Origin of the sequence: Kitasatospora sp. NPDC058184 (assembly GCF_042883725.1) — a bacterium.
Lineage (GTDB): Bacteria > Actinomycetota > Actinomycetes > Streptomycetales > Streptomycetaceae > Kitasatospora.
On sequence record NZ_JBHVVE010000004.1, the window covers coordinates 161,188 to 170,286 of the forward strand.

The following is a 9,099-nucleotide window of genomic DNA, read 5'->3' on the forward strand; positions in this document are numbered from 1 at the left end:
CGCGTACGGCGCCCCGGCGCCGCGCCACCGCCCCGCCCGGCCACCCGGCTGAGCGGGGCGGTGGCGTGTGCGCCGCTATTGTGCTGATTGCTCCCGCTGAGCCGTCCGTCACACCGCGCCCCGTCGCGGACCGGTAACGGCCCCGGGGAGCGCCGCGGTACGCCACCATGGGAGCGCGCCACGGCAGGCAAACGTGTGTTTGAGGAGGCCCGGGGATGGACGCGACGAGTCAGGCGGGAGGGGCGACGGCCACGGCCGGCGGCCCGGTGGTCGGCGGACAGGCGGGCCCGGCGGACCCGCTGGTGCCCTACCTGTCCGCAGACTTCCCCTGGTACGGGCTGGACGAGGGCTGGACCGGCCGTCGCTTCCTGGTGCAGGCCGGCGCCGGCCCCCGCACCGCGGGCAGCGTCGACTACGGCTCGCTCGGCCACGGCGAGGAGCCGGCCCAGCGGTACGAGCCGCGCGACGTGCGGAAGTTCGCCGTCGTGGTCACCGTGGCCCGCCGGGACAGCCGCCGCAGCGCCGACAACACCGGCACCCTGGAGGCGACCTCCGCCTCCTCCGCCGCGTGGCTGGCCGGCTCCGGCCTGCTCGCCGGCACCTGGCCCGGGCAGCTGGACCGGGCGCTGCGCCAGGACTGGCTGGACCAGCAGAGCAGCCTCGCCTGGGACCTCGCCGACGACCTGGCCGGCCCGGGCTGGTCCACCCTCAGCCTGCCGGTCAACGGCCTGCCGCAGCCCTTCCGCTACCGCGAGTCCGAGTACGGCTGGGTGCTGGCCGGCGAGGCCCCCGGCGTCCTGCTCGGCGCCTACGGCCGCGGCGTCAGCGCGTACGGCCTCGGCTTCTCCACCGTCCCGGACCTGACCGCCTACACCCGGCCGTAGGGCCCGCGGCGGTACGGCGAAGGGCCGGGTGGTCTGGTCCGACCACCCGGCCCTTCGTCGTCACCGTCTCAGAACTTGTTCCTGGGCGTCAGGCCCAGCGACATCCCGGACAGCCCGCGCTGGCGGCCGCCGAGCTTGCCGGCCACCGCGCGCAGGGCGACGCCGGCCGGGGAGTCGGGCGCGGCGAGCACGACCGGGCGGCCGTCGTCGCCGCCCTCGCGCAGCCGCACGTCGATCGGGATCGAGCCGAGCACCGGGACGGTCGCGCCGACGGTGCGGGTGAGCGCGTCCGCGACGGTCTGGCCGCCGCCGGTGCCGAAGACGTCGATCATCTCGTCGCAGTGCGGGCACGGCATGCCGGACATGTTCTCGATCACGCCGACGATCTTCTGGTGGGTCTGCACCGCGATGGTGCCGGCCCGCTCGGCCACCTCGGCGGCGGCCATCTGCGGGGTGGTGACGATCAGGATCTCCGCGTTGGGGACCAGCTGGGCCACCGAGATGGCGATGTCGCCGGTGCCGGGCGGCAGGTCCAGCAGCAGCACGTCCAGGTCGCCCCAGTACACGTCGGCGAGGAACTGCTGGAGCGCGCGGTGCAGCATCGGGCCGCGCCAGACCACCGGGGCGTTGCCCGGGGTGAACATGCCGATCGAGATGACCTTCACGCCGTTCGCCTGCGGCGGCATGATCATGTCCTGGACCTGGGTCGGCCGGCCCTCGACGCCCAGCATGCGCGGCACGCTGTGGCCGTAGATGTCGGCGTCCACCACGGCGACCTTCAGGCCGTCGGCGGCCATCGCGGCCGCCAGGTTGACGGTCACCGAGGACTTGCCGACGCCGCCCTTGCCGGAGGCGACGGCGTAGACCCGGGTCAGCGTGCCCGGCTTGGCGAACGGGATCTCCCGCTCGGGGGCGCCGCCGCGCAGCAACTGGGACAGCTCCTTGCGCTGCTCGTCGCTCATCACGTCGAGCTCGACCTCGACGCCGGTCACGCCGGGGACCTTCCCGACCGCCTCGCGCACCCGGGTGACGATGGTGTCGCGCATCGGGCAGCCGGAGACCGTCAGGTAGACCGCGACGCTCACCACGCCGCCCTCGGCGATCCCGACCGATTTCACCATGCCGATCTCGGTGATCGGGCGGTTGATCTCCGGGTCGTTGACGGTCGCCAGCGCCTGGCGTACGGACTCCTCCGTGACGCCGGCCGCGACCTCTGTCTCGTTGGCCATGCCTTGATGGTACGGCGCCCGGCGAAGTCGTTAACCGGTCGGTAGCGTGCCGCGGGTCACAGCGGCTCGGGGGCCTCCCGGCGTTCGTCGATCTCCTTGAGCAGGGACTGGAGTTCGGACCGGATGCTGCCCAGTTCAGAAGTGATGAAGGCCCGGGTGGCGACCTCGCCGAGCCCGTGCCGGAGGGCCGCGACCTCGCGGGTCAGGTACTCGGTGTCGGCGATGTTGCGGTCGCTGCGGGCGCGGTCCTGCTCCATGTTGACGCGGTCCCGGTTGTCCTGCCGGTTCTGCGCCAGCAGGATCAGCGGGGCCGCGTACGAGGCCTGCAGGGACAGCGCCAGGGTCAGGAAGATGAACGGGTACTCGTCGAAGCGCACGGACATCGGCAGCAGCGTGTTCCACGCTATCCAGACGACGACCACCACCGTCATCCAGACGATGAACCGCCCGGTGCCGAGGAAGCGGGCGATCCGCTCGGACAGGACGCCGAAGGCCTCCGGGTCGTAGGAGGGCAGCGTGAGCAGGCCGGGCCGGGCGGTGCGCGGCTGGTCGAGCCGGGCGCGGCCGGTGCCGGTGATCGGCGCGGTCTCCGCGCGCCGGTCCCGGGCGCCCTCGCGGGTGCGCAGCTCGCGCAGCTGCCGCAGCTGGCGCAGTTCGCCCTGGAGGCGCCGGCGTGCGGAGTCGTTCGACCGTCCGCTGCGGTCACCGTCCATCGGTCACCCCTTCCGTCTCGTCGTCGCGGACCTCGTCGTGGGCGTGCAGCGCGGCGTCGCGCCAGTCGTCCGGCAGCAGGTGGTCGAGCACGTCGTCGACGGTCACCGCGCCGAGCAGGTGGTCCGCGTCGTCGACGACCGGCGCGGCGACCAGGTTGTAGGTCGCCAGGTAGCTGGTGATCAGCGACAGCGGGGTGTCCGGCGGCAGCGGGTCCAGGTCGTCGTCGACCAGCGAGCCGACCAGGACGTACGGGGGCTCGCGCAGCAGCCGCTGGAAGTGCACGGTGCCCAGGTAGCGGCCGGTCGGGGTCTCGTTCGGCGGGCGGCAGACGAAGACCTGCGCGGCCAGCGCGGGCTTGTGGTCGCTGACCCGGACCCGGGCCAGCGCCTCGGCGACCGTCGCGTCCGGCTCCAGCACGATCGGCTCGGTGGTCATCAGACCGCCGGCGGTGTCCTCCTCGTACGTCAGCAGGCGGCGCACCGGCGCGGCCTCGTCCGGCTCCATCAGCTGGAGCAGCCGTTCGGCCTCGTCGCCGGGCAGCTCGGAGAGCAGGTCGGCGGCGTCGTCCGGGTCCATCGCCTCCAGGACGTCGGCGGCGCGCTCCTCCTGGAGCTTGCCGATGATCTCGACCTGGTCGTCCTCGGGCAGCTCCTCCAGGACGTCGGCCAGCCGCTCGTCGTCGAGGGCGGCGGCGACCTCGGCCCGGCGCTTGGCGGACAGGTGGTGCAGCACGCTGGCGAGGTCGGCGGGGCGCAGCTGCTCGAAGGTGGCGAGCAGGTTGGCCGCGCCCTGGTCCTGCTCGGGCAGCGAGAAGCCGGTGACGTCCTGCCAGTCCAGGGTGAGCCGCTCGCCCTTGCCCTTGCGCAGCCGGCCGGCCCGGCCGACCTGGACGAAGACCTTGCTGATCTCCCACTCGCGCAGCCGGGTCTGCACCATGCCGACGTCCAGCACGGTGACGTCCTCGGCGGTCTTGGACCAGGTGACGGTGCGGTCCAGCAGCTCGGCGAGCACCAGGGTCTCGGACGGGCGCTGCTCGAAGCGGCGCAGGTTGATCACGCCGGTGGTGAGCACCTGGCCGGACTCCAGGCTGGTCACCCGGGTCATCGGCAGGAAGATCCGGCGCCGGCCGACCACCTCGACCACCAGGCCGAGCACGCGCGGCGGGCGGCCGCCGAGCCGCAGCGACACGACCACGTCCCGGACCCGCCCGACCTGGTCGCCGTTCGGGTCGAACACCGCGATGGCGGACAGATGGGAGATGAAGACCCGGGTGCCTGGCCCTGCCATGGACTCCCTCGACTCGCTCGACGCCGTACCGGGTGCGCCGGGGGCGCACTCGCGGCCAAGGCTACCCGCGTGTTCCGGGCCCGGCCGGGAGGCACGGTAGCCGCCGGACACGTCCTGGGCGTGAACCTTTAACGGCGCTTGAACAGCAGTTTGGGCAGGCCGGCCGGGATCGGCAGCCGGGTGGTGGCCGGGGTGGGCATCGGCTGGGCGGCGTGCGAGCCGTCCGGCATCGCCCCGGGGTGCTCGGTGAGCGGGCCGGTCGGCTCCAGCCGCAGCACCCGGCACTCGCGGGCCCAGCGCTCGGTGATGGCGTCGGTGTCGGGCGCGTTCAGCCGCTTGCCCTTGAGCTCCTCGACGGCGCCCAGCCAGGCCTCGCTGCCCGGGGCCGGTTCGACCACCCGGGCGCTCCAGCCGGTCAGCCGGCCGCCCTTGTCCTTGCTGCGGACGGTGACCACGGCCCCGGCGCCGGGCTCCAGGCCGTGCAGCGGCTGCTCGGCGCCCCCGCCGACCACCACGACCGCGCCGTCGTGCCACGCGTGCCACAGCGGCCGGGCCTGCTCCTGCCCGTCCGCGCGCACCCAGAGCAGGCCGGACTTCTTCGCGGCCTCCTCCAGCAGGGCCCGGTCGAGGAAGTCGTCGGCGGTCGCGGCGGCGGGCGTACGGTCCATGGCGGACAGCGTACGGCTTTCGGCGTCCACCGGGTGTCTCAGCCTCCGGGCGACAGTTCCATTGCGCCGCCACGGGCCTTACCGTATGACCGCCCCACCCCCGCGACCAGCAAGGAGCGCCGTGCCCGCCGCCCGGCCCGCGACCGCCCCCTCCGCCGCCCCCGCGACCGCCGACCCGGGGCCGGCGCACCCGCTGCCCACCCTCGACCTGCTGCTGCTCGCCGTCTCGATCGGCGGCATCTCGCTGTCCGGCCCGCTGATCAGCGCCACCGCCGCGCCCGCGCTGGCGATCGCCCTCTGGCGCAACGTCATGTCGGTCGGCGTCCTCGGCCCGTACGCGCTGCTGCGCCACCGCGCCGAACTGCGCGGGATCGGCCGGCGGGCGCTGCTGCTCGCGGTGGCCGCCGGGGCGCTGCTCGCCGTGCACTTCGCGCTCTGGATGCCCAGCCTGCGGATGACCTCGGTGGCCTCGGCCACCGCCCTGGTCACCACCACCCCGCTGTGGACCATCCTGCTGATGCGGCTGATGGGCGTCCGGGCGCCGCGGCTGGTCTGGCTCGGCACGGTCGTCGCCTTCGCCGGGGTGCTGGTGCTGACCGGCGTCGACCTCTCGCTCTCCCCGCGCGCGCTGCTCGGCGACGCGCTCGCGCTCGCCGCCGGCCTGGCCGCGGCCGGGTACATGCTGCTGGGCGCCGAGGTCCGCAAGACCGTCAGCACCACCGCGTACACCCTGGTCTGCTACGCCACCACGGCCGTGGTGCTGCTGGGGATCTGCCTGGTCGCCGGCACGCCGCTGGCCGGGTGGCCGGCCGGGGTGTGGTGGCAGATCGTGCTGCTGATGGTCGCCGCCCAGTTGCTCGGCCACTCGCTGAGCAACCGCGTGGTGCGCAGCCTCGGGCCGTCCGTCACCTCGACCGCGATCCTGCTGGAGACGCCGGGCGCGGCGCTGATCGCCGCCCTCTGGCTGGGCCAGTGGCCGCCGGCGGCCGCCTACCCGGCGGTGGTGCTGATCCTGCTCGGGCTGGTCCTGGTCGCCCGCGGCGGGCGGCGCTGACCGCCGGCCCCGGCCGGGGGTACCACCCTCGGCGGGGCCCGGGTGCCGACGCCGGCGCGGTCAGAGCCAGCCGTTGCGGCGGAAGCCCCGGTACATCCCGAAGCAGATCAGCACGATCGCGCCGAGCACCGTCGGGTAGCCGTACTTGTGGTGCAGCTCCGGCATGTACTCGAAGTTCATGCCGTAGACGCCGGTGATCATGGTGGGCACCGCGAAGATCGCCGCCCAGGCGGTGATCTTGCGCATGTCCTCGTTCTGCGCCACCGAGACCTGCGCCAGGTTCGCCTGGAGCAGCGAGTTCAGCAGCTCGTCGAAGCCGTGCACCTGCTCGGCGACCCGGGCCAGGTGGTCGGCGACGTCCCGGAAGTACTTCTGGATGTCCGGGTCGACCAGCCGCTGGAGCGGCTCGGACAGCTGCTGCATCGGGCGCAGCAGCGGCGCCACGGCACGCTTGAACTCCAGGACCTCGCGCTTGAGTTGGTAGACCCGGCCGACGTCGGCGCTGCGCCCGCCCTTGGCCGAGAAGACGCCGTACTCGATCTCGTCCACGTCGTTCTGGAGCCGCTCGGCGACCAGCAGGTAGTTGTCCACGACGTGGTCGGCGATCGCGTGCAGCACCGCCGCCGGGCCCTTGGAGAGCAGCCCGGCCTCGTCGGCGTCGGCCTCCAGCCGGTGGCGCAGCTCCTGCAACGAGCCGTGGCCGCCGTGCCGGACGGTGATCACGAAGTCCCGGCCGGCGAAGACCATCAGCTCGCCGGTCTCCACCACCTCGCTGGTGGGCGTGAGCTGGTCGTGCTCGACGTAGCGGATGGTCTTGAAGACGGCGAACAGCACGTCGTCGTAGCGCTCGACCTTGGGCCGCTGGTGCGCGTGCACCGCGTCCTCGACCGCGAGCGGGTGCAGGCCGAAGCGCTGGGCGATCCCCTCGAACTCGGCCTCGGTCGGCTCGTGCAGCCCGATCCAGCTGAACGAGCCCTCGCCCTCGGGGAGTTGGTGGGCGGCCTTGACCCGGTGGGCGGCCTCGCGCGGGCTGCACGTCTCGCCCCTGCGCTTGCCGTGCTGGTAGACCGCGCAGTCCACGACCGCCGAACCGGCGTCCTCGGGCAGGACGGCGTAGACGCCGGCCGCGCCCCGGCGGCGGTTGGTGCGGACGGCGGCGCGCAGGCTGTTGATCATCGACATGGCAGGCTCCCAGAGGCAGGAACCGTCGCGCGGCCGCGCGGAAGGAAAAACGTTCGGCCGCGGTGCGACGGCGGAGAACACCGGTGAAACGGGGGATGAAAGTGCTCTCCCGGCCGGTCCGTCCGCCGTGGGGCCTGTGCCCGGGGCTACCGCGGCTGATTCAGCCGGTTGGGCCTGCGGGGCGCGGGGTACGGGGAAGTCGGGGCCGGGCAGAGCTGCCGGTACTGCATGGTCGGCCGGTATCCACCGCAACCACCTCCTTCGCGCCGCCGCCCCGGGACGAACGATCCCGGTGGCCAGTCGCTCACCCTAACATCTGACCGGGCGTCGAGGCCGAGGGGTTCCCGGAGGTTTCCGAAGGCTTTACGGGATCCTTGCCCCGCCCGGCCGTTGCCCCGCCACGGCGCCCCGCCGCACCGCCGTCGCACCCGCCTCCGGCCCGCCCGCACGCGGCCCGCGAACCCCCGGGGGTTACGCTCACCGGCATGGCGCACGACTTCCCGCTCTTCGGCGACCCCCACGGCGGCAGCTCCCCGGAGCTCACCCGGGAGGCGGTGCTGGCCGCCGTCGAGGCCCGGCTGATCTCCACCTTCGGCGAACCGGGCGGCCGCGCCGCGGTCACCTTCCTCGGCGCCGACCGGATCGAGGTGCTGCGCTTCGGCCCGGACGCCGAGGGCCTGGTGCGGTACGCGACGCTCGGCATGTCCGCCGCACCGATGGCCGACCCGACCGCGCCGGTCGCCGACCAGGTCCGCGGCCCGCGCGTCGAACTGGTGCTGACGGTCCGGGGCGGGCGCGACAGCGTGCTGCGCACCCTGGCCACCTTCGCCGCCACCCCGCAGGTCGAGGGCCTGGTGGTGGCCCCGGGCGGCTCGCTGGACCTCGGCTCGCCGCTCTGGGACGGCGCGCCCTTCACCTCGGTGCTCGCGGCCGAACCGGGCGGCCTGGTCGAGGACCTGGAGCTGGCCGAGCCGGCCGACCCGGTCCGCTTCCTGCCGCTGCTGCCGATGACGCCCAACGAGGCGGGCTGGAAGCGGGTGCACGGCGCGGCCGCGCTCCAGGAGCGCTGGCTCGACCAGGGCGCCGACCTGCGCGACCCGGGCCGACGCGGCGTCCGGCTGGACTGACCGCCGCCCGGCCGTACTCCGAAACTCCGAACGCCGGGCCAAGGGACTCATGATCCCCTGGCCCGGCGTTCGCGTTCGTTCGCGTCCGCTCAGCGCTCGATCGGCTTCGCGCCGGTCGCCTGCGCCAGCAGCGCCCCGTACACCTCCGGGTCGGTGGTGTGCTCGCCGAGCCGTACGGTCTTGCGGGTGCCGTGGTAGTCGCTGGAGCCGGTGACCAGCAGGCCGAGCTCGCCGGCCAGGCCGCGCAGCCGCTCCCTGGTCTCCTCGTCGTGGTCGGTGTGGTCGACCTCCAGCCCGGCCAGTCCGGCCGCCGCGAGGTCGGCGATCACCTGGTCGGAGACCGTCCGGCCGCGCTTGACCGCGCCCGGGTGGGCGAACACCGGCACCCCGCCGGCCGCCCGGACCAGCCGGACCGCCGTGACCGGGTCGGTCTCGTGCTTGCGGACGTCCGCCCGCCCGCCGTTGGCCAGCCAGTCGGCGGTGAAGGCGTCCGAGACGGTGGCGACCACGCCGGCCTCGACCAGCGCGCTGGCGATGTGCGGCCGGCCGACCGAGCCGGCCCCGGCGATCCGCCGCACCTGCTCCCAGCTGATCTCCGCGCCGAGCTCCCGGCAGCGCTCCACGATCGCCCGCCCGCGCCGGAACCGGTCGGTGCGCACCAGGTCCCGCTCGCGCGCGAACTCCGGCTCCTCGGGGTCGAACAGGTACGCCAGCAGGTGCAGGCTGATGCCGTCCACGGCGCAGGACAGCTCGGCGCCCGGGACGACGGTCAGCCGGCTGCCCGCGGGCAGTGCGCGCACCGCCACGGCGGCTTCGGCGTGGCCGGCCACGGTGTCGTGGTCGGTCAGCGCCACCACGTCGAGGCCCGCGGCGACGGCCGCCGCGACCAGCTCGGCCGGGCTGTCGGTGCCGTCGGAGGCGTTGCTGTGGGCGTGCAGGTCGATGCGCACGGAT

Annotated in this window: 9 protein-coding genes; 3 read left to right on the forward strand and 6 right to left on the reverse strand. The window is 74.3% G+C overall.

Going from position 1 to position 9,099, the window contains the following annotated elements:
* Positions 1-215: 215 nt before the first annotated feature.
* Complete coding sequence (locus ACFVXH_RS09365) at positions 216-884, forward strand: hypothetical protein (RefSeq protein WP_049654115.1); 669 nt, start codon at positions 216-218, stop codon at positions 882-884.
* Positions 885-952: 68 nt separating this feature from the next.
* On the opposite strand, the gene ACFVXH_RS09370 is transcribed toward ACFVXH_RS09365, so the two are convergent.
* From ACFVXH_RS09370 to ACFVXH_RS09385, 4 genes are all read right to left on the reverse strand, one after another.
* Positions 953-2,113: an Mrp/NBP35 family ATP-binding protein gene (locus ACFVXH_RS09370; protein ID WP_049654113.1), complete on the reverse strand. Its 1,161-nt coding sequence runs from the start codon at positions 2,111-2,113 to the stop codon at positions 953-955.
* A gap of 56 nt (positions 2,114-2,169) precedes the next feature.
* Positions 2,170-2,826 (reverse strand): DUF1003 domain-containing protein, encoded by a 657-nt coding sequence (locus tag ACFVXH_RS09375; RefSeq protein ID WP_375874133.1) that lies wholly within the window; start codon positions 2,824-2,826, stop codon positions 2,170-2,172.
* Positions 2,816-4,114 (reverse strand): magnesium transporter MgtE N-terminal domain-containing protein, encoded by a 1,299-nt coding sequence (locus ACFVXH_RS09380; RefSeq protein WP_049654112.1) that lies wholly within the window; start codon positions 4,112-4,114, stop codon positions 2,816-2,818. The genes ACFVXH_RS09375 and ACFVXH_RS09380 overlap by 11 nt, the downstream gene beginning before the upstream one ends.
* A 128-nt stretch (positions 4,115-4,242) precedes the next feature.
* Positions 4,243-4,782, reverse strand: a complete 540-nt coding sequence (locus ACFVXH_RS09385; protein ID WP_049654123.1) for a hypothetical protein — start codon at positions 4,780-4,782, stop codon at positions 4,243-4,245.
* An 85-nt stretch (positions 4,783-4,867) separates the two neighbouring features.
* Between ACFVXH_RS09385 and ACFVXH_RS09390 the strand changes: the two genes are divergently transcribed.
* Complete coding sequence (locus ACFVXH_RS09390) at positions 4,868-5,836, forward strand: DMT family transporter (protein WP_049654111.1); 969 nt, start codon at positions 4,868-4,870, stop codon at positions 5,834-5,836.
* A 60-nt stretch (positions 5,837-5,896) separates the two neighbouring features.
* Here ACFVXH_RS09390 and corA read toward each other — a convergent pair whose 3' ends face one another.
* The gene (corA, locus tag ACFVXH_RS09395; RefSeq protein WP_049654109.1) at positions 5,897-7,018 is read right to left on the reverse strand and encodes a magnesium/cobalt transporter CorA; all 1,122 of its coding nucleotides are present in this window, start codon (positions 7,016-7,018) and stop codon (positions 5,897-5,899) included.
* 485 nt (positions 7,019-7,503) lie between these two features.
* Here corA and ACFVXH_RS09400 point away from each other — a divergent pair, with 485 nt between their 5' ends.
* Complete coding sequence (locus ACFVXH_RS09400; RefSeq protein ID WP_079271871.1) at positions 7,504-8,145, forward strand: suppressor of fused domain protein; 642 nt, start codon at positions 7,504-7,506, stop codon at positions 8,143-8,145.
* Positions 8,146-8,234: 89 nt separating this feature from the next.
* On the opposite strand, the gene ACFVXH_RS09405 is transcribed toward ACFVXH_RS09400, so the two are convergent.
* Positions 8,235-9,095, reverse strand: coding sequence for a PHP domain-containing protein (locus ACFVXH_RS09405; protein WP_387821836.1), 861 nt, complete (start codon positions 9,093-9,095; stop codon positions 8,235-8,237).
* Between the last annotated feature and the right edge of the window lie 4 nt (positions 9,096-9,099).

Coding starts and splice junctions, on each gene's coding strand:
- ACFVXH_RS09365 (WP_049654115.1), top strand. CDS start 216: ATGGACGCGACGAGTCAGGCGGGAGGGGCGACGGCCACGGCCGGCGGC.
- ACFVXH_RS09370 (WP_049654113.1), bottom strand. CDS start 2,113: ATGGCCAACGAGACAGAGGTCGCGGCCGGCGTCACGGAGGAGTCCGTA.
- ACFVXH_RS09375 (WP_375874133.1), bottom strand. CDS start 2,826: ATGGACGGTGACCGCAGCGGACGGTCGAACGACTCCGCACGCCGGCGC.
- ACFVXH_RS09380 (WP_049654112.1), bottom strand. CDS start 4,114: ATGGCAGGGCCAGGCACCCGGGTCTTCATCTCCCATCTGTCCGCCATC.
- ACFVXH_RS09385 (WP_049654123.1), bottom strand. CDS start 4,782: ATGGACCGTACGCCCGCCGCCGCGACCGCCGACGACTTCCTCGACCGG.
- ACFVXH_RS09390 (WP_049654111.1), top strand. CDS start 4,868: ATGACCGCCCCACCCCCGCGACCAGCAAGGAGCGCCGTGCCCGCCGCC.
- corA (WP_049654109.1), bottom strand. CDS start 7,018: ATGTCGATGATCAACAGCCTGCGCGCCGCCGTCCGCACCAACCGCCGC.
- ACFVXH_RS09400 (WP_079271871.1), top strand. CDS start 7,504: ATGGCGCACGACTTCCCGCTCTTCGGCGACCCCCACGGCGGCAGCTCC.